This is a genomic window from Peribacillus sp. FSL E2-0159, from assembly GCF_038643155.1.
GTDB lineage: Bacteria > Bacillota > Bacilli > Bacillales > DSM-1321 > Peribacillus > Peribacillus simplex.
Window position 1 is genome coordinate 113,143 of the sequence record NZ_CP152053.1, and the last position, 20,811, is coordinate 133,953.

Consider the following 20,811-nt stretch of genomic DNA (forward strand, 5'->3'; position numbering starts at 1 on the left):
GCGTAGATGGGGAGAAGTAAGTAAACGAAGCTTTTTAGAGAGAACCATAACCTGCTGAAAGTGGTTCAAGCCTCTCGTTTTCTGAAATGCACCCCTGAGTCCTTTGCTGAACTAACCTATAGTAGGCACAGGCGGAATGTCCTCCGTTACAGGGATTAAAGTTGGGGATGAAAAAACAGGAGAAAGCTTTACCTGATTCGTACATTCCAAACAGAGTGGAACCGCGCTTTAAGCGTCTCTGTCTATTTGGACAGAGACGCTTTTTTATATGCTTTAAAAGCTTCAAAAGGGGATGTTGGAAAAGGACGGAACATAGGGGGAATCATTTTGTTAAAGATGTTTAAAGAGGATATCGAAGTGGTTTTTGATCAAGATCCTGCTGCGCGCAGCTATTTGGAAGTCATATTGACGTACGCGGGTTTACATGCAATTTGGAGTCATAGGATGGCTCACGCACTATTTAAGAAGAAATTCTTTTTCCTGGCAAGAAGTATATCTCAAATCAGTCGGTTTTTTACCGGAATTGAAATTCATCCAGGGGCTACCATTGGCCGTCGTTTCTTCATTGACCATGGAATGGGGATCGTCATTGGCGAAACTTGTGAGATTGGCGACAATGTATCCGTCTTTCAAGGTGTAACCCTTGGAGGGACAGGAAAGGAAAAGGGAAAACGACATCCTACGATTAAGGATCATGTGCTGATTGCTACAGGAGCAAAAGTGCTGGGTTCCATCACTGTTGGGGAAAACTCAAAAATCGGTGCAGGATCGGTCGTTTTAAAGGAAGTGCCGCCTAATTCTACAGTGGTGGGCATTCCAGGAAAAGTGGTCATTCAAGATGGTATCAAAATCAACAAAGACCTAAATCATTCAGATCTTCCTGATCCAATCGCTGATCGCTTTAAGGAATTGGATAGTGAAATCAGGGCCTTAAGAGCGAAGTTGGCTGAACAGAAGCAGGAAGAAAGGAGTCTATAATATGGCGATTAAAATATATAACACAGCAACAAGAAAAAAGGAAACCTTCGTCCCGATTGAAGAGGGAAAGGTGAAGATGTACGTATGCGGACCAACTGTCTATAATTACATTCATATTGGTAATGCAAGACCAGCAATCGTATTCGATGCCGTTCGTAGGTATTTGGATTACCGTGGATATGATGTGCAATTCGTTTCGAACTTTACGGATGTGGATGATAAGCTGATTCGTGCGGCAAAAGAATTGGGGGAAGATGTCCCTACCATATCAGAGCGTTTCATCAAGGCTTATTTTGAAGATGTGTCAGCATTGGGCTGCAAAAAAGCGGATGCTCACCCAACCGTAATGGAGAACATGGATGCAATCATTGAATTCATCTCGGCATTAATTGAGAAAGGATTCGCTTATGAATCTGAAGGGGATGTGTATTACCGCACTCGTAAGTTTGAAGGGTATGGAAAACTTTCACATCAGTCCATCGATGAGCTGCGAGTGGGGGCACGTATTGAAATAGGGGAGAAAAAACAAGATGCCCTTGATTTTGCCCTTTGGAAAACGGCCAAGGATGATGAAATATCTTGGGAGAGCCCATGGGGGAAGGGGCGTCCTGGCTGGCATATCGAATGCTCCGCAATGGTCAAAAAGTATTTGGGCGATACAATCGATATTCATGCAGGAGGTCAAGATCTTGCTTTCCCGCATCATGAAAATGAAATTGCACAATCCGAAGCATTGACGGGTAAGACGTTTGCGAATTATTGGATGCATAATGGGTATATAAATATTGAGAATGAAAAAATGTCTAAGTCCTTAGGCAATTTCGTCCTTGTGCATGACATCATTCAGAAGCATGATCCACAAGTGTTACGCTTCTTTATGTTATCTGTACATTACCGTCATCCCATCAATTATAGTGAAGAAGTGCTTGAAAATGTAAAAGCGTCCCTTGATCGCTTAAGGACATCATATCAAAACTTAAAGCATCGCCTTCAAGTAAGTGACGGATTGACTGAGAATAATGATGTTTGGTTGGAGAAGCTGAATGAATTACATGAACAGTTCATTAAGGAAATGGACGATGATTTCAACACAGCTAATGCAATATCTATACTCTTTGAACTTTCCAAACAGGCAAATTATTACTTGATGGAGAAAAACACAGACAAGGAAGTGATTGATGCTTTCCTTGATCAGTTCAACAACTTATTTTCTGTCCTGGGTTTGTCCCTTGAAGAAGAGGGGCTATTGGATGAAGAAATCGAAGGGTTGATACAGCAGAGAATTCAAGCGCGGAAAGACCGCAATTTTGGGTTATCTGATGAAATTCGTGATCGCTTGAAAAACATGAATATCATATTAGAGGATACCCCTCAAGGTACAAGATGGAAAAGAGGGTAATTAATGCTTCATTACGATAGTAAGGTAGATGCAAAAATGCTGAACAGTCTTGCTTTAGCATATATAGGTGATGCTGTATACGAAACGTATATACGGCATCACCTCATTCAAAAAGGAGCGGTCAAGCCCAATCTACTTCATAAAAAAGCTACATCTTTTGTAGCTGCTAAAGCGCAAAATAAAATCATCCACTTTTTCCTGGAGTCAGATTGGTTATCGGAAGAGGAATCCGCTGTCGTTCGGCGCGGCCGAAATGCAAAATCCGGTACGGTACCGAAGAATACAGATGTGCAAACGTATCGCTACAGTACAGCCTTCGAGGCACTTATGGGATTTTTGTATTTATCAGGTCGAATAGAAAGAATGGAAGAACTCATCAAAAAATCCATTGAATACATTGAAGAAGAAAAGGGGAGTAACCCATGAGCGAAGAATATATCATTGGCAGAAACCCCGTATTGGAAGCACTTCGCTCCGAACGGGATATTAATAAAATTTGGATAGCCGAGGGCTCGCAAAAAGGCTCGATGCAACCACTCATCGGTCTGGCGAAGGAAAAGAAGGTATTCGTGCAAATCGTACCGAAGAAAAAAATTGACCAAATGGCAGAAGGCATCCATCAAGGCGTTATCGCACAAGTGGCTGCATATGAATATGTGGAATTGGATGACTTATTCGCAAAAGCGGCTGAACGGGACGAAGCACCTTTTTTCATGATCCTTGATGAAGTTGAAGATCCGCATAATTTAGGTTCGATCATGAGGACGGCTGATGCAGTCGGGGCCCATGGAATCATCATTCCAAAAAGAAGAGCGGTGGGCTTGACGGCAACAGTGGCAAAAGCTTCGACGGGTGCAATCGAATATATTCCGGTAGCTCGCGTTACAAATTTGGCAAGAGCAGTGGAAGAGTTGAAAGAGCGTGGGGTATGGATAGTCGGTACCGATGCGAAAGGCAGCGATGATTACCGTAACATGGATGGAAAGATGCCTATCGGACTTGTTATCGGCAGCGAAGGAAAAGGCATGGCCCGGTTAATGAAGGATAAATGTGATTTTCTCATCCGTCTCCCTATGGCAGGACAAGTAACTTCGTTAAATGCATCGGTAGCAGCCGGTTTATTGATGTATGAGGTTTATAGAAAAAGAAATCCCCTAGGGCAATGATGCAATGAATATTCTGTTGGTGGACGGTTATAACATTATTGGAGCTTGGCCGGAACTGAGAGAATTAAAAGAACGGGATCTTGCTGCTGCAAGAGATCGATTGATAGAAATGATGGCGGAATATCAAGCATTTACCGGATACCGTGTAATTGTCGTATTTGACGCTCAATATGTTCAGGGAATTGCCCGCATATTCAAAAATCACAATGTTGATGTAATTTTTACAAAAGAAAATGAAACTGCGGATGAAAGAATAGAAAAGATGGCCATTGAACTGAATAATGTCAAAACGCAAATTCAAGTGGCAACTTCCGACTTCACGGAACAGTGGGTGATCTTTGGCCAAGGGGCCCTAAGGAAATCCGCTCGTGAACTGCTTATTGAAATGGAAGAAATTCAAGGCGAAATCAAGAAAGATGTAAGAAAAACAACGACGATAAGACCCGTGGCTAAAATTCCTTTAAGTGAAGAAGTGGCAGAAATTTTTGAAAAATGGCGTCGAGGTAAAATTTGAACCATTGACGGGTAAAATTTACCTGCTGTATAATATTTCTATCTGAGTCAGGTCAGGGGGATATAATGTGGGTCTCAAATTCGGAATGAAGCTGAACGAAAAGTATCTGCAGTTTGAGGATGATGAATTGATAGGGTTGGTGCACACTGGAGACAGTGAAGCGCTGGATTATTTGATCCAAAAGTATCGTAATTTTGTAAGAGCGAAGGCAAGGACTTATTTCTTGATTGGTGCCGATAAGGAAGACATCGTGCAAGAAGGTATGATTGGTTTATATAAAGCAGTCCGTGATTTTAAAGGGGATAAGTTATCTTCTTTTAAAGCATTTGCAGAACTATGCATTACAAGGCAGATCATTACAGCTATCAAAACAGCAACACGTCAAAAACATATTCCGCTCAATTCCTATGTTTCCCTGGACAAGCCCATTTATGATGAGGAATCGGACCGAACTCTAATGGATATTATATCGGGTACGAAAGTTTTGGACCCGGAAGAACTAATCATCAACCAAGAAGAGTTTGACGATATCGAATTAAAGATGGCCGAGCTCCTGAGTGATCTTGAGAGAAAAGTGTTAGCTCTTTACCTGGATGGACAAACCTACCAAGAAATTTCGGAAGAGTTGAACCGACATGTTAAGTCAATCGACAACGCCCTTCAGCGGGTGAAAAGAAAGCTCGAGCGCTATCTGGAAGTAAGGGAAATCAGTTTATAATCCCTCCGCTTTTTCCGCTTAATTTCATCTGTCCCTTCTCCACATGGAAGTTTATTTTTTCACTAAGATTTTTTAATGGATGTTAAGTAAACCGATGTTTTGATTTCCGGTGTCCATAATGGGCTAAACCCGCTTTGATATTGACAATAAAAAACAGTCGTGATAAGGTTTTATGGATATAGTAGATAGGATAGGTGTATCTAATGCGAAAAAAAATAGTTCTTGCCTGCACTGATTGCGGTACAAGGAATTATAGTTATGAGAGCAAACAATCGACAAGCGGCGAACGACTGGAAATCAAGAAATTTTGCAGTACATGTAACTCACACTCGATTCATAAAGAAACGAAATAACGGTTTTATAAATAGATTGACAGAAGCTTCTAATGCTTGGAGGATACATTCATGAAACGTTTTACCGAATTTTTCAGCGGAGTAGCTCGCGAAATGCAAAAGGTAAGCTGGCCGAAACGCAAGGAGCTTACCAAATATACAATCGTGGTAGTAACGACTGTATTATTTATGGCTTTATTCTTTACAGTGGTCGATTTGGGCATTTCCGAATTAATTCGCTTAGTTATTGAATAAGAGATTCGAAAATAAGGTATAATAGTGATAGAATAATATGTGTCAGCAGAAAAGCCCGGAAACGGGTTTTTTAATTTGTCTTTTTTAAGAAGTGAAGAAGATCAAAATCAAGCACTGCTGTAATATGAATCATCACAATATATTCTAGTTAAGTCGGGATGACGCCGGTATGGTTTTTTGGCTAAAACGTTCAAAGATAAAGATTAATAAAGAAAATGATTGATTGCAGGGAGGGAAGGACGTTAAAGTCCTAACACATGGAAAAGAATTGGTATGTAGTTCACACCTATTCAGGTTATGAGAACAAAGTTAAGGCTAACTTGGAAAAACGTGTTGAAACTATGGGGATGGAAGACAAGATCTTTCGCGTTGTAGTTCCAGAAGAAGAAGAAACAGAAGTGAAAGATGGCAAAAAGAAAGTGACCAAAAAGAAAGTATTTCCAGGTTATGTATTGGTTGAGATCATCATGACGGATGATTCATGGTATGTTGTCCGGAATACGCCTGGCGTAACAGGCTTCGTAGGTTCATCTGGAGCTGGGTCAAAGCCGACTGCATTGCTGCCGGAAGAAATTGAAGTCGTTCTTAAACGAATGGGCGTAGATGAAAGTAAAATCGAAGTTGATTTTGAACTCGGTGATACGGTTCAAGTTAAAGAAGGACCATTTGCAACCTTTGCAGGGCCGATTGAAGAACTTGATAAAGACAAAGGGAAAGTAAGGGTTCTAGTCAATATGTTCGGCCGTGATACACCGGTTGAACTTGATTTTAATCAAGTGGAAAAATTATAAACGGAAAAAAACTTGAAATTACCTTTTGAAAGTGGTAAAATTTCAAAGGTCAGTATGTTTCAATTTTTAGGCCTCAACGATACAAGCATTCTTTATTAATATATAAAGAATTCAAGATGAGTGGGAGGGTATTACCCTATTACCACATCACGGACTTATAAGGAGGTGTGTCTCGTGGCTAAAAAAGTAATTAAAATGGTTAAATTGCAAATTCCTGCTGGTAAAGCGAATCCTGCACCGCCGGTCGGTCCTGCATTAGGTCAAGCTGGTGTAAACATCATGGGATTCTGTAAGGAGTTCAACGCTCGTACAGCAGATCAAGCTGGTCTAATTATTCCTGTTGAAATCACGGTATTTGAAGACCGTTCATTTACATTCATTACAAAAACTCCACCGGCTGCAGTATTGCTTAAGAAAGTAGCTGGTATCGAGTCTGGTTCTGGTGAACCTAACCGTAAAAAAGTTGCTACAGTCAAGCGTGATCAAGTGCGCGAGATTGCTGAAACTAAAATGCCTGACCTAAACGCTGCAAGCGTTGAAGCTGCAATGCGTATGGTTGAAGGTACTGCTCGCAGCATGGGTATTGTCATCGAAGACTAATCCATGTAATTGCTATTTGTTTCTACGGGGTTGCGATTGATACTCGCAACCTTTATTCGTGGGAGGTCATTCCGTTAAAACCACAATTTAGGAGGATTTATATCATGGCGAAAAAAGGTAAAAAGTATCTTGAAGCAGCTAAGCTTGTAGAAGTTTCTAAGGCTTATGCTGTAACTGAAGCAATCGAAGTTGCTAAAAAAGCAAACTTCGCAAAATTCGATGCGACTGTTGAAGTTGCTTTCCGTTTAGGTGTAGACCCTAAGAAAGCTGACCAACAAATTCGTGGAGCTGTTGTGCTTCCGAATGGTACTGGTAAAACTCAACGCGTATTAGTGTTCGCTAAAGGCGAAAAAGCAAAAGAAGCGGAAGCTGCTGGTGCTGACTACGTTGGCGAATCTGACTTCATCAACAAAATCCAACAAGGATGGTTCGAATTCGATGTAATCGTAGCGACTCCAGACATGATGGGTGAAGTTGGTAAACTTGGCCGTGTATTAGGACCTAAAGGATTAATGCCTAACCCTAAAACTGGTACAGTAACATTCGACGTAACGAAAGCTGTTAATGAAATCAAAGCTGGTAAAGTTGAATACCGCGTAGATAAAGCTGGTAACATCCACGCTCCAATCGGTAAAGTATCTTTCGAAGATGCTAAACTAGTGGAAAACTTCACGACTATCTATGATACATTAATGAAAGTTAAACCTGCGGCTGCTAAAGGGACTTACATGAAAAACGTTTCTGTAACAACTACTATGGGCCCTGGCGTGAAAGTTGATCCTTCAACTTTCAATAAATAATTGACATTCCAAAACTATTATTGTTATAATAAGTTTTGTTGTGAATAAATGAATATCATTTGTACCGTAGACAGTAGGTGCTCGTTACGAGCTTAATTCCCTGCCGAGGTAATTCGATAATAATAGTCCTTGACTATGACTTTTGAAATTACTGCCTTCATGTCTGCAATAGAGATGAAGGCTTTTTCTTTGAAACGGTATAAATGTTTTCAAGCAAATCTACAGGAGGTGTAAGGATGAACGCAATTATTGAACAAAAGCAAAAAATCGTTGCTGAGATTACTGATAAATTAACTGCAAGCCAATCAACAGTAGTTGTTGACTACCGTGGATTGACTGTTGCTGAATTAACAGAACTTCGTAAGCAACTTCGTGAAGCTGGCGTTGAGTTTAAAGTTTACAAAAACTCTATGACTCGTCGTGCTGCGGAAAGTGCTGAACTTAGCGCTTTGAACGAATCATTAACAGGACCAAACGCAATTGCATTCTCAACTGAAGATGTTATTGCGCCAGCAAAAATCCTTAACGATTTTGCGAAAAAACATGAAGCTTTAGAAATCAAAGCTGGAGTTATCGAAGGAAATGTTGCAACTGCTGAAGAAATTAAAGCTCTTGCAGAACTACCTTCACGCGAAGGCCTACTTTCAATGCTACTCAGCGTGCTACAAGCACCTATGCGCGGACTTGCTCTTGCTACAAAAGCAGTTGCAGATCAAAAAGAAGAACAAGGCGCGTAAGCTAATCGCTTATTTAGCCTATTGATTCAAAAAAAAACCAACCATTTCGAGGAGGAAATAAAAATGACTAAAGATCAAATCTTAGAAGCAGTTAAAAACATGACTGTTTTAGAATTAAACGACCTTGTAAAAGCAATCGAAGAAGAATTTGGCGTAACTGCTGCTGCACCTGTAGCTGTAGCTGCTGCTGGTGGCGCTGCTGCTGAAGAGCAAACTGAGTTTGATGTAATCCTTACATCTGCTGGAGATCAAAAAATCAAAGTTATCAAAGCTGTACGTGAAGTAACAGGTCTTGGACTTAAAGAAGCAAAAGAACTTGTTGACAACACTCCAAAAGCAATCAAAGAAGGCGCTTCTAAAGAAGAAGCTGAAGAAGTTAAAGCTAAACTTGAAGAAGTTGGAGCTGGCGTTGAAGTTAAGTAATCTTGCATAAACAAAAAGCTCGCTATCACTGGCGGGCTTTTTTTCTTCATTCTAAAGAAATGAAGAAAAAAAGCCGTTAATGGTTTGATTAATAGGGTTTAGTTTTTCAAACATTCCGGCGTGCAAGCATCCATTCTTCAATTCTCTTCTCTCATTAAATCTTCAATATTCCTTTCTGATAGGGGGAGATGACTCTGACAGAGCATTACTACTCACATAAACCGGATGTCGTAAGTAATCCGAAATTTTGGGATTTCACATTAAAGGGACGTGCCTTTCGCTTTAAAAGTGATAATGGTGTTTTTTCGAAAAAGGAAGTTGATTTCGGATCGCGTCTTTTGGTTGAGAGTTTTAACCTTAATGAAGCTGTGGAAGGAGATATTCTCGATGTTGGTTGCGGTTATGGCCCGATCGGAATATCGATTGCGGCAGCTTATCCCGATAGAACGATAGAAATGATTGATATAAATAGCCGGGCAGTTGAATTGTCAAAAGAGAATGCCGCTTCTAATGGAATCGCAAATGTAAAGATCTACGAAAGTGATCGTTTTGACAAAGTTGGCTCCAATCAATTCGCGGCGATTCTTACGAACCCTCCCATTCGCGCAGGTAAAAGTGTAGTCCACGAAATTTTAGAAGAAAGCTATCGCAGTTTGGTAGCTGGTGGAGAATTATGGGTTGTCATTCAAAAAAAACAAGGGGCTCCATCCGCAATGGATAAATTGGAGCAATTATTTGGAAATATTGAAGTGCCCGTAAAGAAAAAAGGTTACTATATACTATTAGCCAAAAAGGTTTGACTCTAAATTTTCGCTATGTTAGTATTATAAAATGCATATATATAATTCCGTAACTATGCAATTTTTATACCATTGGTGTATAACCAATGGATAATATGGGAAAAATATATAAATAATAGTTCGTTTTATGAGAAATAGTGGTTTTTAAAATAAAAACCATTTTCTTTTTGTCTATGGAAATGATTCCTTTTCCGAGGCAAATGGAACCTTATAACGCTTGATTTAAGGGGTGAATCAGTTGACAGGTCAACTTGTTCAGTATGGACGACACCGCCAACGTAGAAGTTATGCAAGAATCAGTGAGGTTTTGGATCTTCCGAATCTGATTGAAATTCAAACAGCTTCTTATCAATGGTTTCTAGATGTAGGTTTAAAGGAAATGTTCCAGGATATTTCTCCTATTGAGGATTTTACAGGTAATTTATCGTTAGAATTCATCGATTACAGCTTAGCTGAGCCGAAGTATTCTGTGGAAGAAACAAAAGAACGCGATGTTACGTATTCTGCACCACTTCGTGTGAAAGTGCGCCTTGTTAACAAAGAAACAGGGGAAGTGAAAGACCAGGATGTATTTATGGGCGACTTCCCGCTGATGACTGAAACAGGTACATTTGTCATCAATGGTGCTGAACGGGTAATTGTATCCCAATTAGTGCGCTCACCGAGTGTTTACTACAATGGAAAAATGGATAAAAACGGTAAGCTTGGTTTCTCTGCGACCGTCATTCCTAACCGTGGCGCATGGCTCGAATATGAAACAGACGCCAAGGATGTTGTGTATGTTCGAATCGATCGCACCAGGAAATTACCGATTACGGTATTGATGCGTGCCCTTGGATTCGGAACTGATCAAGAAATCATCGATTTAATCGGAGACAACGAATACCTTCGTAACACTCTCGAAAAGGACAACACTGAGAGTGTGGAAAAAGCATTACTGGAAATCTATGAGCGTCTACGCCCAGGTGAACCGCCTACTGTCGAAAACGCGAAAAGTCTTTTAGTATCACGCTTTTTTGATCCGAAACGTTATGATTTAGCTAATGTAGGCCGTTATAAAATAAACAAAAAACTGCATATTAAGAACCGTTTATTCGGACAACGTATTGCGGAGACTTTGATTGACCCTGAAACAGGTGAAATCATCGTCGAAAAAGGTACAATGCTTGATCGTCGGACTCTTGATAGGATTCTGCCTCATATCGAAGCTGGAATCGGATTCAAAACATTCCATCCATCAGGTGGTGTAGTAGAAGAAGAAACTCTTCTTCAACCTATTAAAGTGTTTGCACCAAACGATGCTGAAGGCGAAAAAGTGATCAATATCATCGGTAATGCTTACGTGACCGACCAGGTTAAAAACATTACACCGGCTGATATCATTTCTTCCATCAGTTATTTCTTTAACTTATTGCATGGTGTAGGAATCACAGATGATATTGACCATTTAGGAAACCGTCGTCTGCGTTCTGTTGGTGAATTGCTGCAAAACCAATTTAGAATTGGTTTATCTCGTATGGAACGTGTCGTTCGTGAAAGAATGTCTATTCAGGATACGAATACAATCACTCCACAGCAACTAATTAACATTCGTCCAGTTATTGCATCTATTAAAGAATTCTTTGGAAGCTCACAGCTTTCTCAATTCATGGATCAAACGAACCCGTTGGCTGAATTGACGCATAAACGTCGTCTATCTGCATTGGGACCTGGTGGTCTGACACGTGAGCGTGCTGGCTTTGAAGTACGTGACGTTCATTACTCCCACTATGGCCGCATGTGTCCAATTGAAACGCCTGAGGGACCGAATATTGGTTTGATTAACTCATTATCCAGTTTTGCAAAGGTTAACCCATATGGCTTCATTGAAACACCATATCGCCGTGTGGACCCTGAAACAGGCAAAATTACAAGCCAAATCGATTACTTAACAGCTGATGAGGAAGATAATTATGTAGTTGCCCAAGCGAATGTACGTCTATCAGATGACGGATCATTCCTTGATAATGATGTTGTTGCACGTTTCCGCGGTGAAAATACCGTTGTTCCGCGTGATCGCGTCGATTACATGGATGTATCTCCTAAACAGGTTGTATCTGCTGCGACAGCATGTATTCCTTTCTTGGAAAACGATGACTCCAACCGTGCCCTTATGGGAGCGAACATGCAACGTCAAGCAGTTCCTTTGCTTCAACCGGAAGCCCCTCGAGTCGGAACGGGTATGGAGTATGTTTCAGCGAAAGACTCCGGTGCTGCTGTAATCTGTAAACACCCTGGTATCGTAGAGCACGTTGAATCACGTGAAGTATGGGTACGTAGGGTAAGTGAGGTTGACGGACAGCAAGTAAAAGGAAACCTTGATAAATACCGTCTATTAAAATTCATTCGTTCTAACCAAGGAACGTGCTATAATCAACGCCCTATCGTAAGTGTTGGCGACAACGTTGTAAAAGGTGAAATTCTTGCTGATGGTCCTTCAATGGAACAAGGTGAGTTGGCACTTGGACGTAACGTATTGGTTGCCTTCATGACATGGGATGGATATAACTATGAAGATGCCATCATCATGAGTGAACGATTGGTTAAAGATGATGTGTACACTTCTATTCATATTGAAGAATATGAATCTGAATCACGCGATACAAAATTAGGACCTGAAGAAATCACACGTGATATCCCTAACGTAGGGGAAGATGCGCTTCGTAATCTTGATGAGCGCGGAATAATCCGTGTGGGTGCTGAAGTGAAAGATGGAGACCTTCTCGTTGGTAAAGTCACGCCTAAAGGTGTAACGGAACTGACTGCTGAGGAACGTCTATTACATGCAATCTTCGGTGAAAAAGCACGTGAAGTAAGGGATACATCACTTCGTGTACCTCACGGCGGCGGAGGAATCGTTCTTGATGTTAAAGTATTCAACAGAGAAGACGGCGATGAACTGCCTCCTGGTGTAAACCAACTCGCACGTGTATATATCGTTCAAAAACGTAAAATTCATGAAGGCGATAAAATGGCTGGACGACATGGTAACAAAGGGGTAATCTCCAGGATTCTTCCTGAAGAAGATATGCCTTATTTACCAGATGGCACTCCAGTCGACATCATGTTGAACCCATTGGGTGTACCTTCACGTATGAACATCGGTCAGGTGTTGGAGCTTCACTTAGGTATGGCTGCACGCGCACTTGGCATTCATGTAGCATCTCCTGTATTCGATGGTGCCACTGAGGAAGACGTTTGGGGTACGATTGCAGAAGCCGGGATGTCCCGTGATGCAAAAACTGTCCTTTATGATGGCCGTTCAGGTGAAGCATTCGATAACCGTGTATCAGTTGGTGTCATGTATATGATCAAACTGGCACATATGGTCGATGATAAACTTCATGCACGTTCAACTGGACCTTACTCCCTTGTTACGCAGCAACCACTTGGTGGTAAAGCGCAATTTGGTGGACAGCGTTTCGGTGAGATGGAAGTATGGGCACTTGAGGCGTATGGTGCTGCTTATACATTACAAGAAATCCTAACCGTTAAATCAGATGATGTCGTAGGTCGTGTTAAAACGTACGAAGCGATTGTCAAAGGTGAAAATGTCCCTGAACCAGGCGTTCCTGAGTCCTTCAAAGTATTGATTAAGGAGCTTCAAAGTTTAGGATTGGATGTTAAAATTCTCAATGCCGAAGATCGTGAAATCGAAATGCGTGATTTGGAAGATGAAGATGAAGCCAACCAAGCAGACAAATTAAACCTTGATTCAGAAACTAAAGATATGGTTGCTTCCGAAGTAGGGGCACCTGTCAAAGAATAAAATTAAATATAAACGTATCTAGTTATATATTACCTGCTCTGACTGGCAGCGAGATGTTCATTTGAAGATCATGCTGCCTCGTTAGAGCCTTATTGATTCAATCAACCATCATCCGGTGTAAGATTGCCTGATATTTGACGGCAATCAAGGGTTAAACCTGGAGATTAAAAGGGAGGTAGGCCCCTTGTTAGACGTTAATAATTTTGAGTATATGAAAATTGGTCTTGCTTCACCAGACAAGATTCGTTCTTGGTCCCATGGAGAAGTTAAAAAACCAGAAACAATCAACTATCGTACGTTAAAGCCAGAAAAAGACGGTTTATTCTGTGAGAGAATTTTTGGACCTCAAAAGGACTGGGAATGTCATTGCGGAAAATATAAACGTGTTCGTTATAAAGGCGTAGTCTGTGACCGTTGTGGCGTTGAAGTCACTCGCGCTAAGGTACGTCGTGAGCGTATGGGTCATATTGAGCTGGCAGCTCCAGTTTCACACATATGGTATTTTAAAGGAATTCCTAGCCGTATGGGACTTGTACTTGACATGTCTCCACGGGCTTTGGAAGAAGTAATTTACTTTGCATCTTACGTCGTAACTGAAACGGGCGATACAACTTTAGAAAAGAAACAGCTTCTTTCTGAAAAGGAATATCGTACATACCGCGAAAAATACGGTAAGAAATTCCAAGCTGCCATGGGTGCGGAAGCTATTAAAAAACTTTTACAAGATATTGATACGGAAAAGGAAGTAGAGTCGTTGAAAGAGGAGCTTAAAACAGCTCAAGGACAACGCAGAACCCGTGCAATCAAACGCTTGGAAGTGCTTGAAGCATTCCGTAACTCCGGAAATGAGCCTTCATGGATGATCCTTGACGTGCTTCCGGTCATTCCACCGGAACTTCGTCCTATGGTTCAACTTGATGGAGGACGTTTTGCCACATCTGATCTAAATGATTTATATCGCCGTGTTATCAACCGTAATAATCGGTTGAAAAGATTACTGGACCTTGGAGCACCAAGCATTATCGTTCAAAATGAGAAGCGTATGCTGCAAGAAGCTGTCGATGCTCTTATCGATAATGGCCGTCGAGGCCGTCCGGTAACTGGACCTGGTAACCGTCCGTTAAAATCTTTATCTCACATGTTAAAAGGTAAACAAGGTCGTTTCCGTCAAAACCTTCTTGGTAAACGTGTTGATTATTCTGGCCGTTCCGTTATCGTAGTCGGACCAAACTTAAAGATGTACCAATGTGGTCTTCCGAAAGAAATGGCGATTGAGTTATTCAAACCATTCGTTATGAAGGAGCTTGTTCAAAGAGGTCTAGCGCATAATATTAAATCCGCTAAGCGCAAAATTGAACGTTTATCTCCAGAAATATGGGATGTACTAGAAGAAGTTATTAGAGAACACCCAGTACTATTGAACCGTGCACCGACTCTTCATAGACTTGGGATCCAAGCATTTGAACCAACGTTGGTTGAAGGTCGCGCAATTCGTTTGCATCCGCTCGTATGTACAGCTTACAATGCTGACTTTGATGGTGACCAAATGGCGGTCCACGTTCCTCTATCTTCTGAAGCCCAAGCCGAAGCACGCATGCTTATGCTTGCAGCACAGAACATTTTGAACCCTAAAGATGGTAAACCTGTCGTTACACCTTCTCAAGATATGGTATTAGGTAACTATTACTTAACATTGGAAAGAGAAGGCGCTATCGGTGAGGGTATGATCTTTAAAGATACAAGTGAAGCATTACTTGCATATCAAAACGGATATGTGCACTTACATTCCCGTTGTGCCGTACATGCATCGTCACAAAATAATGAAACGTTCACTGAAGAACAAAACGGACAACTTCTAATTACAACTGTCGGTAAATTGATCTTCAATGAAATTTTGCCAAAATCATTCCCGTATATTAACGAACCGACACGATATAATTTGGAAACCAAAACTCCAGAGAAATATTTTGTGGAAAAAGGCGCTAATATTCCTGAATTGATTAAGGCTCAACCTGCTATCGATCCTTTCAAGAAAAAAATTCTTGGAAATATCATTGCAGAAGTCTTTAAACGCTTTAAAATTACCGAAACATCCAAAATGCTTGACCGGATGAAAGATCTTGGATTCAAATATTCGACAAAAGCTGGTATTACCGTTGGTGTGGCTGATATTGTCGTTTTAAAAGAAAAACAAGAAATCATTACTGAGGCTCAAACCAAAGTGGATAACGTCTTGAAACAATTCAGACGTGGTCTTATTACAGAGGATGAGCGTTATGATCGCGTCATTTCAATTTGGAGTGCTGCTAAGGATACCATTCAGTCCAAACTTATGGACTCACTGGACCGACGCAACCCGATCTTCATGATGAGTGACTCCGGTGCCCGTGGTAATGCTTCCAACTTTACGCAGCTTGCTGGTATGCGTGGTTTGATGGCCAACCCGGCTGGACGTATCATTGAATTACCGATCAAATCAAGTTTCCGTGAAGGTTTAACAGTGTTGGAGTACTTCATCTCTACACATGGTGCGCGTAAAGGTCTTGCCGATACAGCACTTAAAACTGCCGATTCTGGTTACCTTACCCGTCGACTTGTTGACGTTGCCCAAGATGTCATTATCCGTGATGACGATTGTGGAACGGACCGCGGCTTGAAAATTTCAGCCTTGAGAGAGGGTACTGAAATAATTGAGCATCTTGAAGAGCGCCTAGTGGGCCGTTATGCAAGAAAAGCGATCAAACATCCAGAAACAAATGAAGTAATCGTGGCTGAAAACGATCTTATTACTGAAGATCTTGCTAATTATATTGAATCACTTGGAATTGAAACAGCATGGATCCGTTCTGCCTTTACATGTAACACCAGCCATGGTGTATGTAAAAAATGTTATGGACGCAACCTGGCTACAGGTCAAGAAGTTGAAGTGGGCGAAGCAGTCGGTATTATTGCCGCTCAATCAATCGGAGAACCTGGTACACAGTTAACGATGCGTACATTCCATACAGGTGGTGTTGCTGGGGATGATATCACTCAAGGTCTTCCTCGTATCCAAGAAATATTTGAAGCGAGAAATCCTAAAGGTCAAGCTGTCATTTCCGAAATCGAAGGAACGATTGTTTCGATTAATGAAATTCGGGATAAACAACAGGAAATCGTTGTTCAAGGTGCAGTAGAATCACGCACATATACTGCGCCATATACTGCCCGTCTAAGAGTAACTGTTGATACTCCTGTCCGCCGTGGTGAAGAGTTAACAGAGGGTTCCATCGATCCGAAAGAATTGCTGAAGGTTACAGATGTGCTTACTGTTCAGGAATACCTGCTTCATGAAGTTCAAAAAGTATACCGGATGCAAGGTGTTGAGATCGGTGATAAACATATCGAGGTAATGGTTAGACAAATGATGCGTAAAGTCCGTGTGCTTGATGCAGGCGAAACTGAAGTGCTTCCAGGAACATTATTGGATGTTAACCAGTTCACTACTGCAAACACAGATGCATTGCTGACTAACAAATTACCAGCTACAGGTCGCCCTGTATTGCTAGGTATCACAAAAGCATCTCTAGAAACGGATTCCTTCTTGTCCGCAGCGTCATTCCAAGAAACAACCAGAGTCTTGACTGATGCAGCAATAAAAGGAAAACGTGATGAATTGCTTGGACTTAAAGAAAATGTCATCATCGGTAAACTTGTCCCTGCAGGAACAGGAATGCTTAGATACAGAAAAGCAAACCCTGTCGTTGTTGGTGACGAAAGTGCCGATACAGTAACAGTGGATTAAAGGAAAAAGGACCAGCTCAATAATTTAAACTGAAAACCGCACTCCTGTATGATGGGAACTGAAGGATCAGGATTTATTGAGCTGGTCTCTCTTATTACTCTTGGCTGAATAAAAAGCTGTATGAGGATTTGATATATTCCCTTTAGGCAAATTGATTATCTTAATAGAATTATGTAAGGAAAACCTTTTGCTGAAATTATTTTTTTGAAAGAAGTTGACAGTATCCGACTAATAATGATACTATAGCAAAGGTGCTCCTATGTTACCCTGTAACTTTGGAGGATATGGACCATGTCTTATGAAAAAGTAATACAGGCAAAGTCAGTGATTATAGGGACGAAACAAGCAGTTAGAGCTCTTAAAAACAATTTAATTCAAGAAGTTATCATCGCTGATGATGCAGATATATACTTGACTGGGCGTGTCGTTGAGACCGCTAAAGAATTGGATGTTCCTATCACATATGTTGATTCGATGAGATTGCTTGGCAAAGCATGTGGTATTGATGTCGGAGCAGCAACTGTTGCCATTAAAAAGTAAAAATGTTTTTGCAATTATATTTGCAAAGACTTTGTTTTTACCCATTTATGAACCACCTGGATGTGTGGTACTAGAAATGAAAACGTGAAGGGAGGAAAAATGTAATGCCTACTATTAATCAATTAGTGCGTAAAGGACGCGAGTCTAAAGAGGTTAATTCAAAATCTCCAGCACTTAACAAAGGCTACAACAGCTTTAAAAAAGCACAAACTAACGTATCATCTCCGCAAAAACGTGGTGTTTGCACTCGTGTGGGTACTATGACACCGAAAAAACCAAACTCCGCGTTACGTAAATATGCGCGTGTACGTTTAACAAACGGTATCGAGGTAACAGCTTATATCCCAGGTATCGGTCACAACCTACAAGAACACAGCGTGGTTCTTATCCGTGGCGGTCGTGTAAAAGATTTACCAGGGGTACGTTACCATATCGTACGTGGTGCTCTTGATACTGCTGGAGTTAACAATCGTATGCAAGGCCGTTCTAAATACGGTACTAAGCGTCCGAAAGCAGCAAAAAAATAATCTTAAACAAAAATTGAACTTTCTTGAAAGGAGGAAATATAATGCCTCGTAAAGGACCTGTAACGAAAAGAGACGTATTACCAGATCCAATTTATAATTCAAAACTTGTGACTCGCTTAATCAACAAATTAATGGTTGATGGACAAAGAGGTAAATCACAAAAAATTCTTTACTCTGCATTTGATTTAATCAAAGAACGTACTGGCAATGAGTCAATCGAAGTTTTCGATCAAGCACTTAAAAACATCATGCCTGTATTAGAAGTAAAAGCACGCCGTGTAGGTGGAGCTAACTACCAAGTACCAGTTGAGGTGCGTCCAGACCGCAAATCAACTCTAGGACTTCGTTGGTTAGTGAAATACTCTCGTCTTCGTGGAGAAAAAACGATGGAAGAGCGTTTAGCTTATGAAATCATGGATGCTGCTAACAATACTGGAGCAGCTGTTAAGAAACGTGAAGATACACACAAAATGGCTGAAGCTAATAAAGCATTCGCTCATTATCGCTGGTAAAATATATCACTATAAAATCCTTATAAAAGGAAGGAGAAAGACAAATGGCAAGAGAGTTCTCCTTAGCAAACACTCGTAATATTGGTATCATGGCTCACATCGATGCTGGTAAAACGACAACAACAGAACGCGTTCTATACTATACTGGTAAAATTCATAAAATTGGTGAAACACACGAAGGTGCTTCACAAATGGACTGGATGGAACAGGAACAAGAACGTGGAATCACGATCACATCCGCTGCAACAACTGCACAGTGGAAAGGTCACCGTGTAAACATCATCGATACGCCAGGACACGTAGACTTCACAGTTGAAGTTGAACGTTCATTGCGTGTACTTGATGGAGCTGTAGCTGTACTTGATGCCCAATCAGGTGTTGAGCCTCAAACTGAAACAGTTTGGCGCCAAGCTACAACTTATGGTGTACCACGTGTCGTATTCGTGAATAAAATGGACAAAATCGGTGCGGATTTCCTATATTCAGTTGGAACAATCCACGATCGTCTACAAGCTAATGCTCACCCGGTTCAGTTACCAATCGGTGCTGAAGATCAATTCTCTGCAATCATTGACCTTATTGAAATGAAAGCTCATTTCTATGCCAATGATCTAGGAACTGATATCACTGTTGGTGAAATTCCTGAAGAACATAGGGAATTAGCTGAAGAATACCGTGAAAAGTTAATTGAAGCAGTAGCAGAAGTTAATGAAGACTTAATGGAAAAATACCTTGGCGGCGAAGAAATCAGCATTGCTGAATTAAAAGCAGCTATTCGTACAGCAACTGTTAACGTTGAATTCTTCCCAGTTATCTGTGGATCAGCTTTCAAAAACAAAGGTGTTCAATTAATGCTTGATAACGTTATCGACTTCCTTCCATCTCCATTAGACGTGCCGGCTATTAAAGGTACTCTACCGGATACAGAAGATGAAGTAGAACGCCATTCAGATGATTCTGAACCGTTCTCCGCTTTAGCGTTTAAAGTTATGACTGACCCTTACGTTGGTAAACTTACATTCTTCCGCGTGTACTCAGGTACATTAGAATCAGGATCTTATGTAATCAACTCAACAAAAGGTAAACGTGAACGTATTGGACGTATCCTTCAAATGCATGCAAACAGCCGTGAAGAAATCTCAACTGTATATGCAGGGGATATCGCTGCTGCTGTTGGTTTGAAAGATACTACAACTGGTGATACTCTATGTGACGACAAGAACCAAGTAATTCTTGAATCCATGGTATTCCCAGAACCAGTTATCTCACTGTCAGTTGAACCGAAATCCAAAGCAGACCAAGACAAAATGGGTCAAGCTTTACAAAAGCTACAAGATGAAGATCCAACATTCCGTGCGCATACTGACCAAGAAACTGGTCAAACGATTATCGCTGGTATGGGTGAACTTCACTTGGACATCCTTGTTGACCGTATGCGTCGCGAATTCAAAGTGGAAGCTAACGTTGGTGCTCCTCAAGTAGCATACCGTGAAACTTTCCGTGGTTCAGCTAAAGTTGAAGGTAAATTCGTTCGCCAATCAGGTGGTCGTGGACAATTCGGACACGTATGGATCGAATTTGGTCCAAACGAAGAAGGTAAAGGATTCGAATTTGAAAATGCTATCGTCGGTGGTGTAGTACCACGTGAATATATCCCTGCTGTACAAGCTGGATTAGTTGATTCACTTGACCGTGGTGTACTTGCTGGTTACCCGCTAGTCGACATCAAAGCAAAATTATTTGACGGTTCTTACCATGACGTTGACTCCAACGAAATGGCATTTAAAATTGCTGCATCAATGGCACTTAAAAATGCTGCATCTAAATGTAAGCCGGTTATCCTTGAACCAATCATGAAAGTGGAAGTAGTTATTCCAGAAGATTACCTAGGCGACATCATGGGAGATATCACATCTCGTCGTGGTCGTGTAGAAGGTATGGAAGCTCGCGGTAACACACAAATGGTTAAAGCGATGGTTCCACTATCTGAAATGTTCGGATATGCTACATCTCTACGTTCTAACACACAAGGACGCGGAACATTCTCTATGCACTTCGATCATTATGAAGAAGTACCTAAGAGCATTTCTGAAGAAATCATCAAAAAAAATAAAGGTGAATAATTGA

20 protein-coding genes and 2 other annotated features (1 of these 22 only partly in view) are annotated in these 20,811 nt (G+C 41.0%); all 20 genes read left to right on the forward strand.

Annotated features, from left to right (window positions below):
- Positions 1-243: a binding site (T-box leader), on the forward strand; it begins 6 nt to the left of the window's first position.
- A gap of 84 nt (positions 244-327) precedes the next feature.
- The 20 genes from cysE to fusA all read left to right on the forward strand — a co-directional run bounded on the left by cysE (position 328) and on the right by fusA (position 20,807).
- The gene (gene cysE / locus NYE63_RS00595; protein WP_342603731.1) at positions 328-978 is read left to right on the forward strand and encodes a serine O-acetyltransferase; all 651 of its coding nucleotides are present in this window, start codon (positions 328-330) and stop codon (positions 976-978) included.
- Between the two features lies 1 nt (position 979).
- Positions 980-2,377 carry a cysteine--tRNA ligase gene (cysS, locus tag NYE63_RS00600; protein ID WP_342603732.1) on the forward strand — a complete coding sequence of 466 codons (1,398 nt, stop codon included), beginning with the start codon at positions 980-982 and terminating at the stop codon, positions 2,375-2,377.
- A 3-nt stretch (positions 2,378-2,380) separates the two neighbouring features.
- Positions 2,381-2,803 carry a Mini-ribonuclease 3 gene (locus tag NYE63_RS00605; RefSeq protein ID WP_034305071.1) on the forward strand — a complete coding sequence of 141 codons (423 nt, stop codon included), beginning with the start codon at positions 2,381-2,383 and terminating at the stop codon, positions 2,801-2,803.
- On the forward strand, positions 2,800-3,543 hold the full coding sequence (gene rlmB, locus NYE63_RS00610) for a 23S rRNA (guanosine(2251)-2'-O)-methyltransferase RlmB (protein WP_063235788.1): 744 nt from the start codon (positions 2,800-2,802) through the stop codon (positions 3,541-3,543). Before NYE63_RS00605 ends, rlmB begins: the two co-directional genes overlap by 4 nt.
- Before the next feature lie 4 nt (positions 3,544-3,547).
- Positions 3,548-4,057 carry an NYN domain-containing protein gene (locus tag NYE63_RS00615; RefSeq protein WP_144480974.1) on the forward strand — a complete coding sequence of 170 codons (510 nt, stop codon included), beginning with the start codon at positions 3,548-3,550 and terminating at the stop codon, positions 4,055-4,057.
- Positions 4,058-4,142: 85 nt separating this feature from the next.
- A complete protein-coding gene (sigH, locus tag NYE63_RS00620) occupies positions 4,143-4,775 on the forward strand; it encodes an RNA polymerase sporulation sigma factor SigH (protein ID WP_094246690.1) in 633 nt (210 codons plus the stop codon).
- 203 nt (positions 4,776-4,978) lie between these two features.
- Positions 4,979-5,128, forward strand: a complete 150-nt coding sequence (rpmG, locus tag NYE63_RS00625) for a 50S ribosomal protein L33 (protein ID WP_101225867.1) — start codon at positions 4,979-4,981, stop codon at positions 5,126-5,128.
- 51 nt (positions 5,129-5,179) lie between these two features.
- The gene (gene secE, locus NYE63_RS00630) at positions 5,180-5,362 is read left to right on the forward strand and encodes a preprotein translocase subunit SecE (RefSeq protein ID WP_214751063.1); all 183 of its coding nucleotides are present in this window, start codon (positions 5,180-5,182) and stop codon (positions 5,360-5,362) included.
- 257 nt (positions 5,363-5,619) lie between these two features.
- Positions 5,620-6,153, forward strand: a complete 534-nt coding sequence (nusG, locus tag NYE63_RS00635) for a transcription termination/antitermination protein NusG (RefSeq protein ID WP_063235790.1) — start codon at positions 5,620-5,622, stop codon at positions 6,151-6,153.
- A gap of 174 nt (positions 6,154-6,327) precedes the next feature.
- Positions 6,328-6,753: a 50S ribosomal protein L11 gene (gene rplK, locus NYE63_RS00640; protein ID WP_063235791.1), complete on the forward strand. Its 426-nt coding sequence runs from the start codon at positions 6,328-6,330 to the stop codon at positions 6,751-6,753.
- Between the two features lie 104 nt (positions 6,754-6,857).
- On the forward strand, positions 6,858-7,553 hold the full coding sequence (rplA, locus tag NYE63_RS00645; protein WP_061440375.1) for a 50S ribosomal protein L1: 696 nt from the start codon (positions 6,858-6,860) through the stop codon (positions 7,551-7,553).
- A 46-nt stretch (positions 7,554-7,599) separates the two neighbouring features.
- Positions 7,600-7,750, forward strand: a sequence feature (ribosomal protein L10 leader region).
- Positions 7,751-7,789: 39 nt separating this feature from the next.
- Positions 7,790-8,290 (forward strand): 50S ribosomal protein L10, encoded by a 501-nt coding sequence (gene rplJ / locus NYE63_RS00650; RefSeq protein ID WP_063235792.1) that lies wholly within the window; start codon positions 7,790-7,792, stop codon positions 8,288-8,290.
- A gap of 63 nt (positions 8,291-8,353) precedes the next feature.
- Positions 8,354-8,713 carry a 50S ribosomal protein L7/L12 gene (gene rplL / locus NYE63_RS00655; RefSeq protein ID WP_053349071.1) on the forward strand — a complete coding sequence of 120 codons (360 nt, stop codon included), beginning with the start codon at positions 8,354-8,356 and terminating at the stop codon, positions 8,711-8,713.
- A 194-nt stretch (positions 8,714-8,907) separates the two neighbouring features.
- Positions 8,908-9,513 carry a class I SAM-dependent methyltransferase gene (locus NYE63_RS00660; RefSeq protein ID WP_342605653.1) on the forward strand — a complete coding sequence of 202 codons (606 nt, stop codon included), beginning with the start codon at positions 8,908-8,910 and terminating at the stop codon, positions 9,511-9,513.
- A 238-nt stretch (positions 9,514-9,751) separates the two neighbouring features.
- The gene (gene rpoB, locus NYE63_RS00665) at positions 9,752-13,321 is read left to right on the forward strand and encodes a DNA-directed RNA polymerase subunit beta (RefSeq protein ID WP_342603733.1); all 3,570 of its coding nucleotides are present in this window, start codon (positions 9,752-9,754) and stop codon (positions 13,319-13,321) included.
- A 184-nt stretch (positions 13,322-13,505) separates the two neighbouring features.
- Positions 13,506-17,105 carry a DNA-directed RNA polymerase subunit beta' gene (gene rpoC, locus NYE63_RS00670; protein WP_342603734.1) on the forward strand — a complete coding sequence of 1,200 codons (3,600 nt, stop codon included), beginning with the start codon at positions 13,506-13,508 and terminating at the stop codon, positions 17,103-17,105.
- Between the two features lie 291 nt (positions 17,106-17,396).
- Entirely contained in the window at positions 17,397-17,645 is a 249-nt protein-coding gene (locus NYE63_RS00675) for a 50S ribosomal protein L7ae-like protein (protein WP_342603735.1), read from the forward strand.
- Between the two features lie 104 nt (positions 17,646-17,749).
- On the forward strand, positions 17,750-18,172 hold the full coding sequence (rpsL, locus tag NYE63_RS00680) for a 30S ribosomal protein S12 (RefSeq protein WP_034305038.1): 423 nt from the start codon (positions 17,750-17,752) through the stop codon (positions 18,170-18,172).
- A 41-nt stretch (positions 18,173-18,213) separates the two neighbouring features.
- Positions 18,214-18,684 carry a 30S ribosomal protein S7 gene (gene rpsG, locus NYE63_RS00685; RefSeq protein WP_034305035.1) on the forward strand — a complete coding sequence of 157 codons (471 nt, stop codon included), beginning with the start codon at positions 18,214-18,216 and terminating at the stop codon, positions 18,682-18,684.
- 44 nt (positions 18,685-18,728) lie between these two features.
- Complete coding sequence (fusA, locus tag NYE63_RS00690; RefSeq protein ID WP_061440380.1) at positions 18,729-20,807, forward strand: elongation factor G; 2,079 nt, start codon at positions 18,729-18,731, stop codon at positions 20,805-20,807.
- Positions 20,808-20,811: the final 4 nt, after the last annotated feature.